Origin of the sequence: Lacibacter luteus, assembly GCF_004118265.1 — a bacterium.
Classification (GTDB): domain Bacteria; phylum Bacteroidota; class Bacteroidia; order Chitinophagales; family Chitinophagaceae; genus Lacibacter; species Lacibacter luteus.
The window spans coordinates 1,085,274-1,106,096 of record NZ_SDHW01000001.1; the positions used below are offsets into that span (position 1 = coordinate 1,085,274).

General features: G+C 41.3%; 22 protein-coding genes and 1 tRNA gene. 19 read left to right on the forward strand and 4 right to left on the reverse strand.

What is annotated here, in order from left to right; translation table 11 throughout:
• The first annotated feature begins 29 nt into the window (after positions 1-29).
• From ESA94_RS04105 to ESA94_RS04170, 14 genes are all read left to right on the forward strand, one after another.
• Positions 30-476 carry a heavy metal-binding domain-containing protein gene (locus ESA94_RS04105; RefSeq protein WP_205755904.1) on the forward strand — a complete coding sequence of 149 codons (447 nt, stop codon included), beginning with the start codon at positions 30-32 and terminating at the stop codon, positions 474-476.
• Between the two features lie 77 nt (positions 477-553).
• Positions 554-1,180: a DUF3347 domain-containing protein gene (locus tag ESA94_RS04110; RefSeq protein WP_129129575.1), complete on the forward strand. Its 627-nt coding sequence runs from the start codon at positions 554-556 to the stop codon at positions 1,178-1,180.
• 75 nt (positions 1,181-1,255) lie between these two features.
• Entirely contained in the window at positions 1,256-2,548 is a 1,293-nt protein-coding gene (locus tag ESA94_RS21735) for an efflux RND transporter permease subunit (protein WP_129129576.1), read from the forward strand.
• Between the two features lie 8 nt (positions 2,549-2,556).
• A complete protein-coding gene (locus tag ESA94_RS21740; protein WP_129129577.1) occupies positions 2,557-4,479 on the forward strand; it encodes an efflux RND transporter permease subunit in 1,923 nt (640 codons plus the stop codon).
• Complete coding sequence (locus ESA94_RS04125; protein ID WP_129129578.1) at positions 4,466-5,728, forward strand: TolC family protein; 1,263 nt, start codon at positions 4,466-4,468, stop codon at positions 5,726-5,728. The genes ESA94_RS21740 and ESA94_RS04125 overlap by 14 nt, the downstream gene beginning before the upstream one ends.
• Before the next feature lie 165 nt (positions 5,729-5,893).
• On the forward strand, positions 5,894-7,267 hold the full coding sequence (locus ESA94_RS04130; protein ID WP_240670983.1) for an efflux RND transporter periplasmic adaptor subunit: 1,374 nt from the start codon (positions 5,894-5,896) through the stop codon (positions 7,265-7,267).
• Between the two features lie 96 nt (positions 7,268-7,363).
• Complete coding sequence (locus ESA94_RS04135; RefSeq protein WP_129129579.1) at positions 7,364-8,599, forward strand: efflux RND transporter periplasmic adaptor subunit; 1,236 nt, start codon at positions 7,364-7,366, stop codon at positions 8,597-8,599.
• Between the two features lie 49 nt (positions 8,600-8,648).
• Positions 8,649-9,158 carry a TlpA family protein disulfide reductase gene (locus tag ESA94_RS04140; RefSeq protein ID WP_164972643.1) on the forward strand — a complete coding sequence of 170 codons (510 nt, stop codon included), beginning with the start codon at positions 8,649-8,651 and terminating at the stop codon, positions 9,156-9,158.
• A gap of 3 nt (positions 9,159-9,161) precedes the next feature.
• Positions 9,162-10,373: a sialidase family protein gene (locus ESA94_RS04145; RefSeq protein WP_129129581.1), complete on the forward strand. Its 1,212-nt coding sequence runs from the start codon at positions 9,162-9,164 to the stop codon at positions 10,371-10,373.
• Positions 10,374-10,626: 253 nt separating this feature from the next.
• Entirely contained in the window at positions 10,627-10,944 is a 318-nt protein-coding gene (gene trxA, locus ESA94_RS04150; protein ID WP_129129582.1) for a thioredoxin, read from the forward strand.
• Positions 10,945-11,134: 190 nt separating this feature from the next.
• Positions 11,135-11,629 (forward strand): SET domain-containing protein-lysine N-methyltransferase, encoded by a 495-nt coding sequence (locus tag ESA94_RS04155; RefSeq protein WP_129129583.1) that lies wholly within the window; start codon positions 11,135-11,137, stop codon positions 11,627-11,629.
• Between the two features lie 16 nt (positions 11,630-11,645).
• Complete coding sequence (locus tag ESA94_RS04160; protein WP_129129584.1) at positions 11,646-12,782, forward strand: ATP-binding protein; 1,137 nt, start codon at positions 11,646-11,648, stop codon at positions 12,780-12,782.
• A 14-nt stretch (positions 12,783-12,796) separates the two neighbouring features.
• Positions 12,797-14,230 carry an SET domain-containing protein-lysine N-methyltransferase gene (locus ESA94_RS04165; protein ID WP_129129585.1) on the forward strand — a complete coding sequence of 478 codons (1,434 nt, stop codon included), beginning with the start codon at positions 12,797-12,799 and terminating at the stop codon, positions 14,228-14,230.
• Between the two features lie 100 nt (positions 14,231-14,330).
• The gene (locus tag ESA94_RS04170) at positions 14,331-15,245 is read left to right on the forward strand and encodes an ABC transporter six-transmembrane domain-containing protein (protein ID WP_129129586.1); all 915 of its coding nucleotides are present in this window, start codon (positions 14,331-14,333) and stop codon (positions 15,243-15,245) included.
• Positions 15,246-15,308: 63 nt separating this feature from the next.
• Here ESA94_RS04170 and ESA94_RS04175 read toward each other — a convergent pair whose 3' ends face one another.
• Both ESA94_RS04175 and ESA94_RS04180 read right to left on the reverse strand, forming a co-directional pair.
• On the reverse strand, positions 15,309-15,704 hold the full coding sequence (locus ESA94_RS04175) for a hypothetical protein (protein ID WP_129129587.1): 396 nt from the start codon (positions 15,702-15,704) through the stop codon (positions 15,309-15,311).
• A 53-nt stretch (positions 15,705-15,757) separates the two neighbouring features.
• A tRNA-Cys gene (locus tag ESA94_RS04180) sits at positions 15,758-15,828 on the reverse strand.
• A gap of 51 nt (positions 15,829-15,879) precedes the next feature.
• On the opposite strand from ESA94_RS04180, the gene ESA94_RS04185 reads away from it, so the two are divergent.
• From ESA94_RS04185 to ESA94_RS04205, 5 genes are all read left to right on the forward strand, one after another.
• Entirely contained in the window at positions 15,880-16,755 is an 876-nt protein-coding gene (locus ESA94_RS04185) for a nucleoside phosphorylase (protein ID WP_129129588.1), read from the forward strand.
• A 158-nt stretch (positions 16,756-16,913) separates the two neighbouring features.
• A complete protein-coding gene (dapF, locus tag ESA94_RS04190; protein ID WP_129129589.1) occupies positions 16,914-17,693 on the forward strand; it encodes a diaminopimelate epimerase in 780 nt (259 codons plus the stop codon).
• 31 nt (positions 17,694-17,724) lie between these two features.
• Complete coding sequence (locus tag ESA94_RS04195) at positions 17,725-18,297, forward strand: DinB family protein (RefSeq protein ID WP_129129590.1); 573 nt, start codon at positions 17,725-17,727, stop codon at positions 18,295-18,297.
• Between the two features lie 26 nt (positions 18,298-18,323).
• Entirely contained in the window at positions 18,324-19,262 is a 939-nt protein-coding gene (locus tag ESA94_RS04200) for a magnesium transporter CorA family protein (protein WP_129129591.1), read from the forward strand.
• A 3-nt stretch (positions 19,263-19,265) separates the two neighbouring features.
• Positions 19,266-19,727 (forward strand): NUDIX hydrolase, encoded by a 462-nt coding sequence (locus ESA94_RS04205; protein WP_129129592.1) that lies wholly within the window; start codon positions 19,266-19,268, stop codon positions 19,725-19,727.
• On the opposite strand, the gene ESA94_RS04210 is transcribed toward ESA94_RS04205, so the two are convergent.
• Both ESA94_RS04210 and ESA94_RS04215 read right to left on the reverse strand, forming a co-directional pair.
• Entirely contained in the window at positions 19,724-20,509 is a 786-nt protein-coding gene (locus ESA94_RS04210; RefSeq protein ID WP_129129593.1) for a queuosine precursor transporter, read from the reverse strand. The two genes, ESA94_RS04205 and ESA94_RS04210, sit on opposite strands and share 4 nt — an antisense overlap.
• Positions 20,506-20,781, reverse strand: a complete 276-nt coding sequence (locus tag ESA94_RS04215; protein ID WP_129129594.1) for a hypothetical protein — start codon at positions 20,779-20,781, stop codon at positions 20,506-20,508. Before ESA94_RS04215 ends, ESA94_RS04210 begins: the two co-directional genes overlap by 4 nt.
• Positions 20,782-20,823 lie beyond the last annotated feature (42 nt).

Sequence of the window (20,823 nt, forward strand, 5' to 3'; positions counted from 1 at the left end):
ATTTATTCTTCACCTTTTAATTCTAAACAATGAAATCATTGAACGTACTGTTGATGGCAGTATTCTCCATCCTTGCATTAACTGTAACTGCACAAAACAAAGCAGGTAAAAAAGACAATACCAAACATACACAGCTGTACACTTGCCCTATGCACGACACTGTAGCTGCAAAGAAACCCGGCAATTGTACTGTATGCGGAATGAAGCTTGAGTTATCGAAAAAAGAACAGATGAAAACGGAAGTAACAAAAAGCTACAACTGTCCCATGCATGCAGATGTCAGCAGCGATAAACCCGGAAAGTGCAGCAAGTGCGGTATGGACCTGGTAAGATCAAAAGAAAAAATGAAAACAGAAGTAATGAATCAATATGTATGCCCCATGCACAGCGATGTCACAAGCAACAAACCCGGCAAATGCAGTAAATGCGGCATGGACTTAAAGAAAAAAGAAGATCATTCCAATCACAATCACTAATTAAATAAACAAGCCGCAGAAATACAGAAGCTTTCTTTTCAGGATAGCTGAGCTTCAGCGGCATAATAAAATAACACATGAAACAAATAAGCATTGCATTCATCCTCTTAACAGTTGTATTAGCTGCCTGTTCAAACAAAAACAACAAGAACGGACACGAAGGCCACAACATGAACAGCACAACAACGGAAAGTACACAACCTGCTGCTGAAGCGGAACAAAACATTCCTGCTGTTGCAGTAACATTTAAAGATGTAGATGCATCGGTCTCGACTGTTATCAACGAAGTAGTGGATCATTACCTGCATATTAAAAATGCATTAGCGAATGATAATGCTGAAGAAGCAGCCGATGCTGCAGCAGCTATGGAAAAAGCAGTTGCAAAAATTGACAAGTCGTTGTTCACAATCGAACAGAAAAAAGTATATGATGAAGTGGGTGATGAACTGAAAGAACATGCAGAACATATTGCAAAGAAGGGCGATGACATTAAACATCAGCGTTCGCATTTTGCATCGCTTAGCGAAGATGTATACACACTCGTAAAAGCATTTGGTGCCGGCCGTTCAGTTTACCACGATCATTGCCCGATGGCAAGAGATAACAAAGGTGCTATGTGGATCAGCGAACTGAAGGAAGTTAAGAACCCATACTTCGGTGCATCCATGCTCACCTGTGGTTCGGTGGAAGAAGTGATCAATTAATTGACAATAAGCAATTGTAAATAAATCTTGCTTATTGCCAATTGCTATTGCAAACGCTTATTACAAATTAAACACATGGTTCGAAAAATAATTGAGATCGCATTACGCAACAGGATCGTTGTGCTGCTGTTTGCAGCTGCACTGTTTGCGTATGGCATTTACTCTGTACAAAAAAATCCTATCGATGCCATTCCCGACTTAAGTGAAAACCAGGTGATCGTTTTTACGGAATGGATGGGCCGCAGTCCGCAGGTGATCGAAGACCAGGTTACTTATCCTTTGGTGAGTAATCTGCAAGGCATTCCGAAAATTAAAAACATCCGTGGCTCTTCGATGTTCGGGATGAGTTTTGTGTATGTGATCTTCGAAGACAATGTTGATATCTATTGGGCACGCACAAGGGTACTCGAACGTTTGAACTATGCACAACGTTTATTACCGCAGGGCATCATGCCAACGCTTGGTCCTGATGGTACAGGTGTCGGTCATATCTTCTGGTATCATCTTGATGCGCCTAAACTCGATCTTGGTGAACAACGTGCATTGCAGGATTGGTACATCAAGTTTGCATTACAAACAGTGCCTGGTGTTGCAGAAGTAGCATCGTTCGGTGGTTTTGAAAAACAATACCAACTGGTGATCGATCCCGTGAAGCTGCAGTTCTACAACATCTCTCTCATGGATGTAATGAACAAAGTAAAAGCAAACAACAATGATGTGGGCGGACGAAAATTTGAAATGGCCGACATGGCTTACATCATCCGTGGATTAGGCTATCTCAAAAGCAAAGAAGATGTAGAGAACATTGCACTGGCAAATTACAATGGCATTCCTGTTCGTGTAAAAGATGTTGGTTCGGTACAAATGGGTGGCGATCTGCGTCTCGGCATTTTTGATATGGATGGTAAAGGTGAAGTGGTTGGTGGTATTGTGGTAATGCGTTACAACGAAAACGCCAACAAAGTGATCGCTTCCATTAAAGAGAAAATGAAAGAAGTGGAAAAAGGTTTACCCGAAGGCGTAACCTTTAAAACTTCGTACGATAGAAGCACGTTGATACAGGAAGCAATCGAATCGGTAAAAGGTACATTGATTGAAGAGATGATCGCTGTATCGATCATTGTACTGTTGTTTTTGTTTCACTGGCGCAGCGCACTCATCATTCTTATTCAACTGCCCATCTCCGTGGCAGCCGGTTTTATTTTTCTTGAACTGTTTGGTATTTCATCCAACATCATGAGCTTAACAGGTATTGCACTTGCAATTGGCGTGGTAGTGGATGATGGCATTGTAATGGTGGAGAATGCGTACAGGCATATCAGCGAAGCGCAGTTGAATAAAGAACAGGCAATTGGCAACAAGCAATAATACTTACAATGAAACTATTTAAACGACATAAAGATCCCTTAACAGCTGAAGAAAAGATGAACATCATTGAACGTTCATCGAAGCAGGTGGGGCCGGGTGTGTTTTATTCCACCATTATTGTAGTGGCGTCTTTTTTACCGGTGTTTCTGTTAACAGGCATGGAAGGAAAATTGTTTCATCCATTGGCATGGACGAAAACATTTATCCTGCTGATCGATGCAATCCTTGCCATCACCTTAACACCGGTACTCATCTCCTTTTTCTTAAAAGGAAGATTGAAACCCGAAAGCGCCAACCCCATTACACGCACACTCGAAAAAATTTACACACCTATATTGAACTTCTGTTTACGCTGGCGAAAAACAACCATTGCCGTAAACATTCTTGCATTGGCAACAGGTGTTGTAATGATGACAAGACTGGGTTCTGAATTTATGCCACCGCTTGATGAAGGTTCGTTGTTATTTATGCCCGTAACATTACCCGATGTTTCCAACTCGGAAGCAAAACGTTTGTTGCAGGTGCAGGATAAATTGATCCGCACAGTACCCGAAGTAGAACATGTGTTGGGCAAAGCAGGCAGAGCAAACACCGCAACTGATAACTCTCCCATCAGCATGATCGAAACCATCATTCTGTTAAAACCAAAACACGAATGGCGTGCCGGTAAAACAAAAGACGACATCATTAACGAACTGAATGCAAAGCTGCAAATACCGGGTGTTACAAACGGCTGGACCATGCCCATCATCAACCGCATCAACATGCTGTCAACAGGCATCCGTACAGATGTTGGTATTAAAGTGTATGGACAAAACCTCGACAGCATTTATGCGTTTGCACAAATCCTCAAAAAACAACTCGATGGTATTGATGGCGTGAAAGATCTGTATGTAGAACCCATCACCGGTGGTAAGTATATTGATATTGTGGTGAAGCGAGAAGAGATCGGCCGATACGGTTTAAGTATTGATGATGTGAACACCGTTGTTGAAAGTGCATTAGGTGGTATGAAATTGACAACTACCATTGAAGGCCGTCAACGTTTTTCGGTGAATGCACGTTACGGGCAAGACTTCCGTAACAATCTGCAGGCATTAAAACGATTGCAGGTACAAACAATGGACTTCGGTCCCATTCCGTTGGAAGCAGTTGCCGACATCCAATTGACTGATGGCCCGCCGATGATCAATTCTGAAAATGCAATGTTGCGTGGTACCGTTTTATTCAATGTTCGTGAACGGGATCTTGGCAGCACGGTAAAAGAAGCGCAGGAAAAACTCAACAAGATGGTGACCAAATTACCCAAAGGTTATTTCCTTGAGTGGAGTGGCCAGTGGGAAAACCAGATCCGTGCAAACAGAACACTTACGATGATCATGCCCATTGTTATTCTCATCATCTTCATGGTGCTGTACTTTACGTATCATTCGTTTAAAGAAGCCATTGTTACCATGATCACTGTTCCGTTTGCACTCATTGGTGGTGTATTTATGGTGTACTTCTATGGCATCAATTTATCGGTTGCAGTTGCTGTTGGTTTTATTGCGTTGTTTGGTATGGCCATTGAAACCGCCATGCTCATGACCATCTACCTCAACGAAGCCATGAATAACATGGTAGCGAAACATGGTAATTCAAAAGCAACATTAACATCCGCCATCATTCGTGCTTATGTATTGGAAGGTTCGGTAAAACGTTTGCGACCAAAACTCATGACTGTATCTGTTGGTTTGTTTGGTTTAATTCCCATCTTATGGGCAACCGGCGTTGGAAGCGATATTATGCGCCCCATCACCATACCACTTATCGGCGGCACTATTTCATCAACCATTTATGTACTGCTTATTACACCTGTGATCTTTGAAATGATCAAGGAACGGGAATTAAAACGTAAAGGCAAAATTGAATTAATCGATGTTAAAGAATAACCTACTTGCAGCCATGTTGTTTGTTGCTGTAACCGCACAAACACAAACCTTAAAACTCGATGCCATCATCGACAGCATTAAACAATCGCACCCGGTTGTAAAAATGTATGAACATGAAATACGCTCCATGGATGAAGCAGCCAAAGGTGCAAAGAGCTGGATGCCGCCGGAGTTCAGCAGCGGATTTTTTATGACGCCCTACAATCCCATGCGTTGGCAAAAAATGGATGATGGCATGGGCGGTTATAAAGAAGGCATGGGACAATACATGCTTGGCGGGCAACAAATGTTTCCCAGCAAACAAAAACAAAATGCAGATGCGGCGTATATGCAAGCCATGTCTTCTGTAGAAAAAGAAAAAAAGAATGCATCACTGAACGAACTCATCAACGATGCCAAACAATTTTATTACGACTGGATCATACTGAAAAAGAAGCTTGTTATACTTGATCAGAATGAAAAGCTGCTGGAGTTTATGATCAAAAATGCAGAGATCCGTTACAGGAATAATCTTGAAAAGATCAATGCATATTATAAAGCAAAAGCAGCATTGGGCAATGTGCAGAATATGCGGTTGATGTTTGAAAACGACATCAAAGAAAAACGCATCCGCATCAATGCACTCATGAACCGCTATGCAATGACGCCGCTTGATATTGATACTTCGTATGAACTGAAAACCTATGCCGGTCTTGTGTTCGACAGCAGTCTGTTCTATACCAGCAGAAGCGATCTGAAAGCAATTGACAAAGACATTAACCTTACCTGGCTGAAACAGGAAACAGAAAAGCAAAGTCTGAAACCGCAGTTTGGTATTCGCTACGAGCACATGTTTGGCTTTGGTGGTTTACCCATGCAGTTTTCGTTGATGGGTATGATGAAGCTGCCGCTTACCAAATGGTCGTCGAAGATGAACAAAGCCAATGTAGAAAGTTTAAAGTGGAAAGCAGCGGCATTGCAATCGCAAAAAGAAATGCTGCTGAACGAATACAGTGGCATGGCTTATGGCATGCGCAACGAACTGGAGTTAAAACAAAAGCAATTGAAGCTGTATGATGAAAATATTATTCCGGCCTTGCGCAACAATTACAAAACCATGCAGCTGGCATACGAGCAAAACACCGAAGAATTGTTTATGCTGTTTGATGCATGGGAAACATTGTACATGACGCAACTGCAGTACAGCGATCTGTTGCAGCAGGCATTGCAACTGCAGGTAACAATTGAAAGACTGATACAAAAGGAATAAGGTGGAAGGTGAAGAAAGAAGGTTTAAGGTTTAGGATTAAAGGAAGAAGGAAAAGCCAATGACCAAGAAACAAATTCAAAGAAGAAAAAGCAAGTTCCTCTGTGTACTCTGTGACCTCAGCGTGAGTAACCATTGTAAGCGTAGCGAACAATCAAAAACAAAACAATGAACTACAAATATCTCTACATACCATTTCTCCTGCTAGTTCTCTTTGCTTCCTGCAAAAACAACAAGGCAAAGCAAACAACAGATGCAGCAAAAGAAATGTACACCTGCCCCATGCCGCAGGATTCGGTGTTCAGTGATAAGCCGGGCACTTGTCCAAAGTGTGGAATGGAATTGGTGAAAGTTACAAATGAACAACAACATCAACACGGGCATAATGATGTAGCGGCAGCATATACCTGTCCCATGCATCCTGATGTGGTGAAAGACAACCCTGGCTCCTGCCCCATCTGCGGAATGGATCTTGTAAAAAAAGAAACAGGTGGTGCTGCAGTTAAAGAAGTGGAACTCGATGCACTTATCAAACCAACCAATGAATTTGTGATCTCATCAGTACCCGTTACCAGCATTGAAAAAAGAGCCGAGGAAATTGAGATCGAAGCATTGGGTAGCATAGCTTACGATACAAGAGCTGTTGGCAGCATTTCAGCACGTGTAAGCGGACGTATTGAAAAACTGTATGTGCGTCACCGTTACCAGAAGATCAATAAAGGGCAACGCATCATGGACATCTACAGTCCGGAGTTACTTACGGCACAACAGAATCTTTTATTCCTCTTGAAGAATGATGCAGGCAACACAGCTATGATTGAAGCAGCAAAAGAAAAACTGTTGCTGGCAGGTATGAGCAAAGAACAATTGCAACAGGTACTACAAAGCAAACAGGCATCACTCACCGTTGCGGTGTACAGCAATTACAGCGGACATATTCATGAATCAACAGGAACAGGTATGGACAACAGTTCTGAAAAAATGAAAGATGTTTCGCTGCTCACCGAAGAACTGCTATTGAAAGAAGGCATGTATGTGAACAAAGGACAAACTGTATTCCTTGTTTACAATCCTGCAAAAGCATGGGCTGTGCTCAACATCTTTGGCGATAACAGTGCCTTGTTGCAAAAAGGAAATGCAGTGCGTATTGTTCCTGAAACAGCACCGGGTAAAGACTTTCGTGCAAGGATCGATTTTATTGAACCATTCTATCGAAAAGAAAACAAAACGCTTACTGCAAGAGTCTATTTCGATAACAGCAGTTTGAAAATACCCATCGGCAGCCAGGTAAGAGCCATCGTGTTTGGCAATTCAAAAAATGCATACTGGTTGCCAAAAGAAGCTGTGCTTTCATTAGGATTGGACAAAGTGGTGTTTCAAAAAGTGAAAGATGGTTTTAAAGCACAGAAGATCAACACAGGCATTTTGCACAAAACACATATACAGGTATTGAGTGGTTTGCATGTAACCGATTCGGTTGCAGCCAATGCACAGTATTTAATGGATAGTGAGAGTTTTATTAAGGTGAAGGAGAATGAGTGATAAATGATGAGTGGTTACCGTCTGAGGCCCTCGTCTAACGGATATGAATGAAAAGCAGTGGATAATGAATAAATGATAATTGACTAAAAAAGTTTTATGATACGACACTATTTAAAGCTATTTAGCACACAAGTGCATGTTTGCCTTTTGCTTATTGCCCTTTGCCTGTTTGTTTTTTCTTCCTGCAAAAGCAAAACACATGTGCATACAGAAAGCGATGTGTACTACACCTGCTCCATGGATCCGCAGGTGATCGAGAATAAGCCGGGCAAATGTCCTATCTGCAAAATGGATCTTACGCCTGTTAAGAAAAGCAACGGTGCTAAGAAAGATGAGATACAATTAAGTGAACAGCAGATACAGTTGGGCAATATTCAAACCGATACCATTCGTACAGGTACTATTGGTGATCAGCTCGTGTTAACTGCCAGTTTAAATTTCAACCAGGATAAAACAACTTCGGTAAGTGCACGTGTGGGCGGGCGCATTGAACGTTTGTATTACCGTAACATCGGCGACCAGGTAAGTAAGGGCGCAGCACTTTACGATCTGTACAGCGAAGAACTGAACAATGCAAAACAGGAATATGTTTTGGCGGTTGAACGCAAAAGAACATTTGCAACAGAAACAGCTATTGACTTCGATCAACTGCTGCAAAGCGCAAAAAACAAACTGCTGCTGTGGGGCATGAGTGAAGCACAGATCAACGAACTGGCGAAAACAAAAAAACCAACTCCCATTACCACATTTTACAGTACAGCATCGGGCACCATTACCACACTCGATATTCGTGAAGGCGATTATGTAATGGATGGTGGTACCATTGTAAAGCTTGCTGATCTCTCCGGCTTATGGGCCGAAGCACAGCTGTATACATCACAGTTGGCAGTGATTGATGTGAATGGCAGTGCCACTGTTCAGTTTCCCGATATGGATGGGCTTTCGATCAATGGAAAAATTGAATTTGTAAACCCGGAGATCAATCCTGATACAAGGATCAATTTAATTCGTGTAGCTATTCCCAATAATGGCAACCGTTTAAAGCCAGGTATGCCAGCCTATGTTGTATTGAAAAGTAAACAACACAGTTCGTTAAGCTTACCAATTGATGCGGTGATACGTGATGGCAAAGGTGCTACCGTTTGGATACGCACAGGCACACATTCGTTTAAAAGTAAAATGGTGGAAACAGGTTTGGAAAGCGGCGACCGTATTGAAATAAAAAGCGGGTTAAACGCTGGTGATATTGTGGTCATCAGCGGTGCGTACCTGCTGCACAGCGAATATGTATTTAAAAAAGGAGCCGATCCAATGGCGGGGCATAATCATTAACCGAAAAGCAAGTAACATTGCAACGGTTTCACTAATAATCATCCAACAAATGAAAACAATCTTCACACTATCGCTTTTACTGCTTGTTGTGTTCACCGGCTGTAAAGAAAAAACAAAGAACGATCAACAGGAGAAAACCGCACCTGCAGTAAAAACCAAATCAGACCTCGACAAAGTAAAGCTTACTTCACTTGATGGCGAACCCATTGATCTTAACCAATACAAAGGCAAAACCATCTTCCTTAATTTCTGGGCAACCTGGTGCAAACCCTGCATACAGGAAATGCCATCCATTGCAAACGCTATGGAAAAAGTAAACAAAGATGAAGTGGTATTCCTGTTTGCATCAACCGAAGATGCAGCAGAGATCAAAGCATTTCAGCAACAAAAACCTTTTAAGTTTCACTACGTAAAGGTCGACAACTTTGAGTCCTTAGATATTATGACCATCCCCACCACATTTATCTTTAATACAAAAGGCGAACGTGTATTTAATGAAATGGGTTATCGTAAATGGGACAGTAAAGAAAACATCAACATCATCACCAACAGTAAATAAAGCATGCAAAAACTAATCATCCTCTTCATCGTTGCAATTTCATTTGCAGCCTGTAACAACGAGCAGAAAAAAGAAGCAGCTGCAACTACAGCCATCACAACACTCGCCTCTCCTGCTGCCGATTCCTGCGCAGAGCCCTATCTCTTTACCGATGCAAAAGGCATTGTGCATTTATCATGGGTGGAGAAGAAAGGGAAAACATCAACCTTGTTCTTTTCTACGTTGCAAAACGATGCATGGTCGAAACCGGTTGCAATCAATACCGGTAACAACTGGTTTGTGAACTGGGCCGATTATCCGGTTGTATCATCCGATGCAAACGGCAACATGCTGGCACATTTTTTAGAGAAAAGCGATACAGCAAAATTTACCTACGATGTAAAATTGCTTGCATCCAACGATACAGGTAATACATGGAGCACGCCAACCATCTTACATGATGATGGCAAGAAAGCTGAACATGGTTTTGTATCTATTGTGCCGTACAACGATCAATTCTTAGTGTCATGGCTCGATGGAAGAAAGACAGCCATGGAAGGCGAACACAGCGGTCATGAAGGACATCATGGTGAAATGACCCTGCGTGCAGCCTTGCTTGATAAGAAAGGAATAAAAACAAAAGAATGGGAACTTGATGGACGCATTTGTGATTGCTGCCAGACAACCATTGCTGTTACGGCAAACGGACCTGTTGTGGTGTACAGAGATCGTTCCGATGAAGAGATCAGGGATATGTCGATTGTACGTTTGGTGAATGGTGAATGGACCACAGCAAAAAGCATTTATGCTGATGAATGGAAAATTGCAGGATGCCCTGTAAACGGACCAAGAGCCGATGCCCTCGGCAACAACTTAGCCATTGCCTGGTTTTCGATGAAAGAGAACAAAGGCGAAGTGAAAGTTGTTTTCTCAACAGATGGCGGTGCAACGTTCAATCAACCTGTAAAAGTGGATGAAGGTAAAGCCATTGGTCGTGTTGATCTTGTTATGCTCGATGAACATTCGGCCATGATCAGCTGGATGGAAGGCGCTACCATTAAAGCGATGAAAATACATGCCGATGGTACAAAAGAACAACCTGTTGTTATTGCCGAATCGTCCGATGCACGTTCAAGCGGTTTTCCGCAAATGACAAAAGCTGGTAATAAACTGATCTTTGCTTGGACGGATAGTAAGGCGAAGACGATCAAGATGGCTGCCTTGCAATGGAAGTAAAACCTTCATCGCCATTGTGGTTTTAACACTAACAGTTCTTAGCAGCAGGATTATCAATAAGTCGCATGATAAAAAAATGACAATAATGTACCTGCAGAAACTACAGTTAAAGCCATTTTAACTGTCAGTTTTGTAGTACAAGCACCTGTTTTTTATTTGTGAACAGCTGTGGATAATGACAGTTCATCAGATTCGGCGGAATGGGCTTAAATTTGTCCCTTCATTTCACATAAAAATTAAAAGGATATACATTATGGCACTCCAATTTACAGATGCAAACTTCCAGAGCGAAGTACTCAGCTCAGATAAATTAAGCGTAATCGATTTTTGGGCAGAATGGTGCGGACCTTGCCGTGCAATCGGACCGGTTATTGAAGAATTATCAAAAGAATACGATGGTAAAGTGAAAGTAGGTAAAGTAAACGTGGATGAAAACCCACAAGTGAGCATGAATTACGGTATCACTTCAATTCCTGCTATCCTCTTCGTAAAGAATGGCCAGGTAGTTGACAAACTCGTAGGTGCACAACCAAAAGGTAATTTTGTTAAGAAGATCGAACAGCACATGTAATAAAACATTACAACGATCATAAAAAACCCGTTTCATTTACGAAACGGGTTTTTGTTTTAGCAGATGATTTTACGACACACCCTACTCATCACTCATCTCCCCTTTATACACATTCATTCAACATTTGTTAAACTAATTCGGCCTTATACGTTCTAATAGTTAATTTCAGGTATTAACACAAAATCACCCCATGTCAGTTACCACTCTTTCTGCAACCGTTCTATCGGGCCACTATGGCTTTGCTGAAATTCACAAGCTGCCCGATGTCAATCATCATCTGTTGGTTTCAACAAAAAGTTTTCAGCCCGAAGAAACCATCTGCACATTCGGTGCAAAAGAAATTCATGCTGCTCCTTCACGCTTTACTGTACAGGTAAACGAAACACAACATATTATTCTGCAACCTGAATTTCTGCAATACATTAATCACAGCTGTAACCCCAATGCTTTTTTCAATACCACTACAATGGAATTAATTGCATTGCGTGCTATTGTACCGGGCGATGAGTTTACCTTTTTTTATCCGAGCACCGAATGGTTTATGGCAGAACCATTCGCATGCCGTTGCGGCGAGGCCAATTGCATTGGTACAATAAAAGGAGCGAAAGAGTTAACAAAAGACGTTTTAAAAGATTACCGTTTAACTGATTTTATACAACGTAAAGTGCAGCAACGAAACGATTAATAAGTTACATTTACTTATGCTTCTAAACCCGGTATCATCTCTTCCTGTTACACAACATCCTTTGTTCATTTGGGTACTGGCTCCGCATCTGCAAACCAACGATGCCAATATTGATTACTACTACGATTTTTCACAGAGCATCGAAGAATACACAAAGATTTTTGCGCAACTGCAACTCAACTGGAAATGGCAACCTGTTACACAGGAAAACTATAAATCGATCATTGATGATATTGCAGCCACAACATCATTTCAAACACCTGTTGTATTGAATTTGTGCGATGGAGATGAAGTGAATGGAACACCCGGTGTTTCCGTTATTCATTACTTAAAAGAAAAGCAACTCATTTATACCGGAGCTGATGCGGCGTTTTATGATAACACTACTTCAAAGATCGTTATGAAGAAGATGTTTGATGATGCCGGTATTCCACATGCCAAATGGGTAGCTATTACAAAACGTGATCAGAAACTAAAAGGTATTTGCAATTATGTGGGCACGCCTTTAATTGTAAAACCTGCAGTAAGTGGTGGCAGTATGGGTTTAGGTGTAAAGAATGTTGTACAGAACGATGAAGAGTTGAATACGTTAGTACAGGAATTGTTTGAAGGTTACCGTGGCTGGGATTTTTCATTCGGTGGATTGGTAGCTGAACAGTTTATTAACGGGCCAGAATACACGGTGTTTCTTTCCGGTTCGCATCACGCACCACGTAGCCGAAAAGTATATCCACCTGTTGAGCGTATTTTTCATAAAGACTTACCTGATACTGAAAAATTTCTCTCCTTCGATCGTTTGTGGGAAACCTATGAACAGGAAAAACCATTGGGCGAATACGAAGATTTTTATCAGTACCATTTACCTCCTATTGCATTGCATAAAAAAATTATGGACCTCAGCTGGAAAGCTTACTGTGCAGTAGAAGGAACAGGTTATGGACGCATTGATATCCGCATGGATAAAGCAACCGGCAAATTATATGTACTGGAAGTAAATGCACAATGTGGTTTGAGTGAAGATGAAAATTATACATCCATCGGAGCCATTGTTCGTTTAAGTAATCAACCCTATTCCGGATTGATCCTTCATATTCTGCAGGATGCTATGCAGCGTCATTACAAAAAACAAAAAAAGACAGTGGCTGTACGTTAACAGCATGAAGTTTTATGAAGATCTGTGTACTGCAACCCGACTACTCCACTTCTGCTGTTGATTACCAATATTACGATCCTGCAAGAAATTTATCGGCTTTATTGCCCGATGTTGAGTTTCATCATGTTTTGCTCAACAAACTTACTACCTACAAACAACTGTTGCAGTTAAGTAAGCAAGGCTTTGATTGTTTTGTGAATTTGTGCGAAGGTTATCTCGAATGGGAAGTACCATCCATTGATGTGATCTATACGTTGGAATTATTGAATCTGCCATTCACCGGACCAAACAGTTTGTTATACGATCCGCCAAAAGAATTAATGAAATATGTTGCCTACACCGAAGGTGTTGCAACTGCTAATTATGCATTGATCGACACAACAGACAATCTTGAAGAGCAGATCAAACACCTCAACTTTCCTTTGTTTGTAAAACCTGCTAAAGCAGGCGACAGTTTGGGTATAGACGAGCATTCTGTTTGTGCTACCATTGATGAATTGTATCAGAAAGCAGTTACTGTGTTATTGGATTATCCGCAACTGCTGGTTGAAGAATACATTGCAGGCAGAGAGTTTACGGTACTTGTTGCTGCCGATGCAAAAGATGAAAAGAAATGCAGAGTGTTTCAGCCCATTGAATTTATTTTTCCTGAAGGCCGAACGTTTAAAACATACGCACTCAAAACATCGGAGCTTCATCCCGAAAGCAATATTCCTGTTACCGATGCATCCATCAAACAACAACTAACGGAAGCGGCTCAACGCATTTTCAGAAGTTTTGGCGGCGTGGGTTATGCCCGCATGGATTTCCGTATGAACGATGCAGGCAAACTTTTCTTTTTGGAAGTAAACTTCACCTGTTCTGTTTTTTATACTGATGGTTACGAAGGCAGTGCCGATTACATTATTAAAGCCGATGGTATTGGCCAGACCGGTTTTCTGAAACATATTATTGAAGAAGGGATAGCCCGGCATAAACGCAGACAAAAGAAGTATGTCATGAAGGGCAACTCCATTGCCGGTTTCGGTATTTATGCCACAACACATATTACTGAAGGCGACATCATTTTTAAAGGCGAAGAACGTCCGCAACGAATCGTTACCAAACGCTGGGTTGATGAAAACTGGCTGCCCGAAGAAAAGCTGCTCTTTAAACATTATGCTGTTCCGCTCAGCACCGAAGTATATGTGCTGTGGGATAATAATCCATCGGAATGGGCTCCGCAAAACCACTCCTGCCGACCAAACACTGCTTACAATGGCCTTAATCTGGTAGCACTGCACCCCATTTTGCCCGGCCAGGAGCTTACGCTCGACTACGCCGAACTGCTGAATGAAAGTGCCGAAACATTTGACTGCCAGTGCGGTACACCCGACTGCCGCAAAATCATTTCCGGCGCCAAAGGCAATTCTGTCACACAGAAGGAACAAATTAACAGGCCCCACTGACAAGCCATCGGCCTAACTTTGCCCTCCCTACTAATCCATTACGCTGTTTAAAGGAAGTTTTTTGCTCCACTAAACTGCAGCGGTTCTGCACAGTCAATTATTGGTACACATAAAAAAGGAAGGAACGGTTATGCCCGGCAAATGGATCATTCAAACAATTATCGGCCGCTATAAATACAAATTGCTGCTAACTTATTCGCTGTTTGGTATAGAAATGCTGGGCTTGTTATTGCGCCCGTATTTTTTAGGCGAGGCAGTAAACGGTTTAATTAAAGGTTCGTACCAGGGATTGTTTTATCTGGCAGGAGCACATTTACTTTGGGTAGTGATGGGTACACTTCGTCATCGTTACGATTCACGTACCTACTCCAACATTTATACTTCGCTGGTGGTAAAACTCATGAGCCGTAACCGCAACAGCGATCTTTCGAAACTGAGTGCACACTCAACACTTTCACGTGAGTTCATTGATTTTCTTGAGTTCGATCTTAACTACATTATTGAAGCTGCTTACAACATTATCGGTTCGCTTGTATTGTTATTCTTTTATGATACACAGGTTGTATTACTTTGTTTGCTGATGTTGATACCAGTAAGCATTACCAGCTATTTGTATGGCAAGCGCATGCGTCGTTTAAATAAATTCAAGAACGATGAACTGGAACAGCAGGTAAATATTCTTGCAACAAGAAATCCCTTACGCATCAGTGAACATTACAACAAACTGCGTAAATGGCAAATCAAGATCAGCGACCAGGAAGCGTGGAATTTTGGTGTTATGGAATTGTTGGTGATGGTGATTATTACAGCTTCGTTGATCACTGTGTCATCGGTAAATGGCAAGTCGTTGCAGGCAGGTGACATGATCGGCATCTATACCTACATTCTCAAATTTGTAACAGGTTTGGATACTGTACCATACATGATTCAGCGAACATCAACCTTAAAGGATATTCTGCACCGGATAGAACTTGAACCGGAAGATGAATTGCCGGCTGCAGTTTCTGCGGCTTAAAAAAAAGCAGTTAAAGGTTAAGAGTTATGTGTTACGGGGTGCATGAATCTTGTGCCTTGTACCTTACTTCTTCTCAACTACTTTCATATCAGGTAACACCGTCATCACCAATACAACCAGCGATGCGCCAAAGTAAATGTAAAGCCAGGCAGTTGTTTGCGGACATTCACCATTGCGGCAGGTAGAAAGTAAAAAGAGATTACGTAAAGCCCATGCAAAATTGATTGCGCCAACGAATGGATTTGCCCGTTTAGCCCATAATTTAGGAATGAGGAAAAATGCAGTTGTAAGAACAAGCATAATAATATTCATCAAAACGGGTTTTCCGAAGATTGTTACAACATCAGAACCAAAGCCGGTAACATAAGCCGATTTGGAAGGAATATAAATCCAGTTAAAAGTTGCAGCAAAAATCATCAACAAACCCGCTACAATACCAATGTAATTTGAATAACGCATAAGCTGTAAACAGAAAAAGCGCAGGAGTGTTTCCAACGCTTTTCTTTTTTTAGAGGTCCCGAGCGGATTCGAACCGCTGTAGGAGCTTTTGCAGAGCTCTGCCTAGCCACTCGGCCACAGGACCAATTTGTGAGGTGCAAATGTAGTATATTCGAACAAATACTCCCAAAGAACTATGCAAAGAATTGCAGAAAGTGAATTGATCATCAATAGCAGAGGTGCAGTTTACCATTTAAATGTACGCCCCGATGAACTTGCAAGTACAGTTATTACAGTTGGCGACCCCGATCGGGTAAAAGAAGTTTCAAAACATTTCGATAAGGTTGAACATACATTACAACACCGTGAATTTATTACACACACAGGCTACATTGGAAAAAAACGAATATCGGTTGTATCAACAGGTATTGGTCCGGATAATATTGATATTGTGTTGAACGAATTGGATGCATTGGTGAATATCGATTTTGATAGCCGCACCATTAAGCCGCAACTCGCCCCGCTGCATATTATTCGTCTTGGAACATCAGGTTCGTTGCAGGCCGATATTCCTGTTGATGCATTTGTAGTTTCAACACATGGCTTAGGCATCGATAACCTGTTGCATTTCTATCGTCACGATAATAACGAAGAAGAAAAACAATTGGTGCATGCCTTTGTAACGCATACACAGGTACAGGATAGTCTTTCGTATCCGTATATCAGTAGTGCTGGATCGCAACTGCTCAAACATTTTGTGCAAGGCTATCATCATGGCATTACTATTACCTGCCCTGGCTTTTATGGTCCGCAGGGCCGTGTATTACGTCTGGGACTTTCTAATCCAACTTTTGTAGACAGATTAACCCAGTTTCAATTTGGCCAACACCGCATTACTAATTTTGAAATGGAAACCTCAGCCATTTATGGCTTGGGTAAAATGATGGGGCATCAATGCCTGTCTATCAGTGCCATTGTAGCCAACAGGGTTAAAAAGGAGTTTAGTAAAGATGGCGGGCTGGCAGTTGAAAATCTGATTAAAAAATCGCTGGAGATTATTGCCGGAATGTAGTAACGCTTAACTGACTGGCATACCATAAAGTCGCATCACAGTACATAGAGGCTGAGATGCGACTTTGTTGTAATTTAGCACAACAATAAAATAACACTTAAAACGAGGAAATTGGTTTAGCCCATTGGCTACTTACCACTCCCCTCTAACAATTCATAATGACAATTCCATTTTATAAATACCAGGGTACGGGTAACGATTTTGTAATCATCGATAACAGGAACGGTAATTTTACGCAACTCTCTACCGTAGAAATAGCCTTTTTATGCGATAGAAGATTTGGCATAGGTGCCGACGGATTGATGCTTTTACAACTGAAAGATGGCTACGATTTTGAAATGGTTTATTACAATGCAGATGGCAACGAAGGCAGTATGTGTGGCAACGGTGGACGCTGTTTAGTGGCCTTCGCAAAACACTTAGGTGTTATAGACAAAAACGCTGAATTCCTTGCTACAGACGGGTTTCACGAGGCAAAGGTGCTTGATAACGGATGGATTGAATTAAAAATGAAAGACGTAAACAACATCGAAAAATCGCCGGAATATTCCATTTTAAATACAGGTTCGCCCCACTACATCAAGTGGGAAAACGACATCGCAAAAACCGCAGTTTTTGATGAGGGAAAACGCATCCGCTACTCCCCCCCATTTTTTCAAGAAGGCATCAATGTTAATTTTGTTCAGCTTCTCAACGATACGCTAAACGTAAGAACCTACGAGCGGGGTGTAGAAAACGAAACCCTTTCTTGTGGTACCGGTGTAACGGCTGCAGCAATAGCTGCCAGCAATGACAGCATCGGCTTTCAGGAACGAAAAATTCTTACGCCGGGCGGAGAGTTGAAAGTGAAGTTTGAAAAAAAATCCGAATCGTCCTTTGAAAACATTTGGCTGTGTGGACCTGCCAAATTGGTTTTCGCCGGTACGATTACTCTTTAATCCCATATCCTAAACCCTAACCCTGCACCCAATGATTGCAAAACGCTATCATTTAAACAAATTTCAAATCATCAGCCATGCTGAGAATACCATCGAGGATATTCTCAAGCAATGCAGGCAAATGGATGATCATCTTTTCTTCTACAAATCAGAACAATGGTCGGTAGCAGAAAATCTTGAACATCTATCGCTCACAATGAATAAAGGCTGGCTTAATTTGTTTACTCCGAAAATTATTTTGAAATGGAAGTTTGGTAAACCCGAACGCCCTTCTTACTCATACGAAGAACTGGTACAGTTATACTATCAGAAACTGGAAGCCGGTTACGAAACCGAAAAACGTTTTATACCTACAGTTGTTGAAGAAAAAGATGCAAAGCAACGCTTAATTGCACGCTTTGAACAAATAGCCAATAAGTACCTCGACCAGGTACGGTATTATTGGGAAGATGAGACCATGGATCAATACCAGGTGCCTAATTCTTTATTCGGCTTTGTTACCATAAGAGAACTGCTTTATTTTAACCTGTTTCATAACACACACCATTACAAAACCATCCGAAACCGAAAAAACGAAGCCATCGAATTTTCAACGGTTGATTAAACTGTGGCGCTTACCTTTGCGCCGCTATGTTGCAATTCTTTAAAAACGAAAACGGCAAACCACTTGCCATCGAGAAACCTGAAACAGGTGCGTGGGTAAATATTGTACCCCCTCTGAAGCAGGAAGAGTTTACTGAAATTGCAGATGCATTAGATATCCCTCTCGACTTTTTAACCGATTCGCTGGATATTGATGAACGTTCACGTTACGAACTGGAAGACAATGTTAAGCTCATTGTTATAAAAACGCCTACGGAAAACAATTCGTTTAACGATAGTGATGCTTTTTATATCACCATTCCTATTTGTATTATCCTTACCCATAACCAGATTGTAACCGTTAACTCGTTCGATAACGGTGCCATCAAAAAATTCCTGAACACATTTCAAAACCGTCATCCCGATAAACGGAATATGATGGTGTTGAAAATATTTGAAAAGGTGGTGCAGGCGTACATGGAGTTTCTGAAAGAAATCAACCATCGCCGCAACTTACTCGAACAAAAATTGTACGACGCAAACCGTAACGAAGAATTGCTCGACCTGATGCGTATACAAAAAAGCCTGGTGTATTTTGTTACGGCTTTACGCAGTAATGAAATGTTGTTGATGAAACTGCAACGCACCAACTTTTTAGCGTTGAACGATGAAGAAGATGAGTTTTTGCAGGATCTGATCGTAGATACCAGCCAGGCATTGGAGATGGCGAACATTTATACCAACATCCTCAGCTCAACAATGGATGCGTTTGCAAGCATCATCAGCAACAACCAGAACCAGGTAATGAAACGCCTTACTTCTGTTACAGTAATGCTGCAATTGCCAACGTTGGTTGCCAGTATTTATGGTATGAACGTACCAATTCCCGGTGCTCATTCAAGCTTTGCATTTTACTTCCCTATTTTAATTTCGCTCGGGCTTTCGCTTTTGCTGGGCATTTATTTTTTAAGAAAGAAATTGTTTTAAACTATGACGCTTAACGTACGTGTATACGGCATTATCATTAACGAAGAGAAGCAAGTATTGGTGAGCGATGAATTTATCCGTGGCGCATATATAACAAAATTCCCGGGCGGTGGCTTGGAAATTGGTGAAGGCACAAGGGACTGCCTGAAGCGTGAAATGAAAGAAGAGTTATTGATTGATGCCGAGATCGGTGATCATATTTATACAACAGACTTCTATCAGCAAAGTGCATTTAATCTTGCTTACCAGATCATTTCCATTTATTATTATGTAAAGCCCCTGGAAACAATTACACTTCCGTACAAAACTGTTCCTTTCGATTTTCAACCGCACCAGGTTGCCGATCCAAAAGGTGAAGCAGAAGTAATCCGTTTAGTTAATTGGGATAAGTTTAATGCAGATGCAGTAACATTGCCCATTGATAAAGTGGTTGCTGACATGCTGAAAGAAAAGCACATCTTCTAATCGTTCATAGCTGCATCCTTCATTTCTTTTGCTAATGCATGACCGAGGTAACGTTCAATTATTCCGTGTATGAAATAGATTACAGGAGTAAGCACTACTGCTACCGTAAACTTGTAAATATAATTTCCCGTTCCGGTAACAAGTATTTGTTTTAATGTCCACGCATCGCCCTGCCCTTCCTGTATTCTTCTGCCAATGTAAAAAGCAATAAACAGCACAACAAAACTATCTACCAGTTGCGATATTAATGTTGAACCGGTTGCACGGAGCCAGATGCGTTTTTCGCCCGTTACTTTTTTTATACGGTGGAACACCAGCACATCCAATATTTGCCCGATAAGAAATGCCACCATTGATCCGATAATGATCCACAAACCTTGTCCGAAGATGCCTTTAAATGCATTATTCGCATTATCAATGCCATTGCCAATGGTAAAATACTCCGATGGTTTTAGATAAATAGCACCGGAGAACATCAGGAAAGAATACGTAATTAATGTTACAGTTAAGTACGAAAGAAACTTCACTCCTCTTGAGCCGTAATATTCATTAATAATATCCGTCATAATAAACACCACAGGCCAAAGCAATACACCCGCAGTAAGATGAAAACTGAAGTTGCTGCCAAATAAAGGCAGGTTCAAACGTTTGATTCCAACAGTATCTTCCAGCGAAAAAATCTTTACACCTATAAACTCTGCAATCATGGCATTGGCAATAAAAAAACCGGCCAGCACCAGGAATAATCGGGTTGGTTTATCGCTCAGTATCTGTTTTATCATAAAAAGAAAAAGATAGATTGAATAATGAGTATAGCTGCATTAAAAAAATGAACACTTTTTACTTCAAAAGTCAGCTTTTTACCTGCAAGTAAAATCGCAAACCAGGCCGTTACAGGTATGTTTACAAGAAATGCAAGAAACCATCCTGCAATTACTAAAACCGAAACCCAGGAACCAGATAGTTGCACCGGGCTTAAACGTAATACCAGGCATACAACAAACAAAAGATTTAAAATAAATGCCAGTTTACTTACAAACAAAAATCCCTTCATCTGTTCATACTGTTTTTCAAATTACCAAGGCATTTGCTTTAA

Coding starts and splice junctions, on each gene's coding strand:
- ESA94_RS04105 (WP_205755904.1), top strand. CDS start 30: ATGAAATCATTGAACGTACTGTTGATGGCAGTATTCTCCATCCTTGCA.
- ESA94_RS04110 (WP_129129575.1), top strand. CDS start 554: ATGAAACAAATAAGCATTGCATTCATCCTCTTAACAGTTGTATTAGCT.
- ESA94_RS21735 (WP_129129576.1), top strand. CDS start 1,256: ATGGTTCGAAAAATAATTGAGATCGCATTACGCAACAGGATCGTTGTG.
- ESA94_RS21740 (WP_129129577.1), top strand. CDS start 2,557: ATGAAACTATTTAAACGACATAAAGATCCCTTAACAGCTGAAGAAAAG.
- ESA94_RS04125 (WP_129129578.1), top strand. CDS start 4,466: ATGTTAAAGAATAACCTACTTGCAGCCATGTTGTTTGTTGCTGTAACC.
- ESA94_RS04130 (WP_240670983.1), top strand. CDS start 5,894: ATGAACTACAAATATCTCTACATACCATTTCTCCTGCTAGTTCTCTTT.
- ESA94_RS04135 (WP_129129579.1), top strand. CDS start 7,364: ATGATACGACACTATTTAAAGCTATTTAGCACACAAGTGCATGTTTGC.
- ESA94_RS04140 (WP_164972643.1), top strand. CDS start 8,649: ATGAAAACAATCTTCACACTATCGCTTTTACTGCTTGTTGTGTTCACC.
- ESA94_RS04145 (WP_129129581.1), top strand. CDS start 9,162: ATGCAAAAACTAATCATCCTCTTCATCGTTGCAATTTCATTTGCAGCC.
- trxA (WP_129129582.1), top strand. CDS start 10,627: ATGGCACTCCAATTTACAGATGCAAACTTCCAGAGCGAAGTACTCAGC.
- ESA94_RS04155 (WP_129129583.1), top strand. CDS start 11,135: ATGTCAGTTACCACTCTTTCTGCAACCGTTCTATCGGGCCACTATGGC.
- ESA94_RS04160 (WP_129129584.1), top strand. CDS start 11,646: ATGCTTCTAAACCCGGTATCATCTCTTCCTGTTACACAACATCCTTTG.
- ESA94_RS04165 (WP_129129585.1), top strand. CDS start 12,797: ATGAAGATCTGTGTACTGCAACCCGACTACTCCACTTCTGCTGTTGAT.
- ESA94_RS04175 (WP_129129587.1), bottom strand. CDS start 15,704: ATGCGTTATTCAAATTACATTGGTATTGTAGCGGGTTTGTTGATGATT.
- ESA94_RS04185 (WP_129129588.1), top strand. CDS start 15,880: ATGCAAAGAATTGCAGAAAGTGAATTGATCATCAATAGCAGAGGTGCA.
- dapF (WP_129129589.1), top strand. CDS start 16,914: ATGACAATTCCATTTTATAAATACCAGGGTACGGGTAACGATTTTGTA.
- ESA94_RS04195 (WP_129129590.1), top strand. CDS start 17,725: ATGATTGCAAAACGCTATCATTTAAACAAATTTCAAATCATCAGCCAT.
- ESA94_RS04200 (WP_129129591.1), top strand. CDS start 18,324: ATGTTGCAATTCTTTAAAAACGAAAACGGCAAACCACTTGCCATCGAG.
- ESA94_RS04205 (WP_129129592.1), top strand. CDS start 19,266: ATGACGCTTAACGTACGTGTATACGGCATTATCATTAACGAAGAGAAG.
- ESA94_RS04210 (WP_129129593.1), bottom strand. CDS start 20,509: ATGATAAAACAGATACTGAGCGATAAACCAACCCGATTATTCCTGGTG.
- ESA94_RS04215 (WP_129129594.1), bottom strand. CDS start 20,781: ATGAAGGGATTTTTGTTTGTAAGTAAACTGGCATTTATTTTAAATCTT.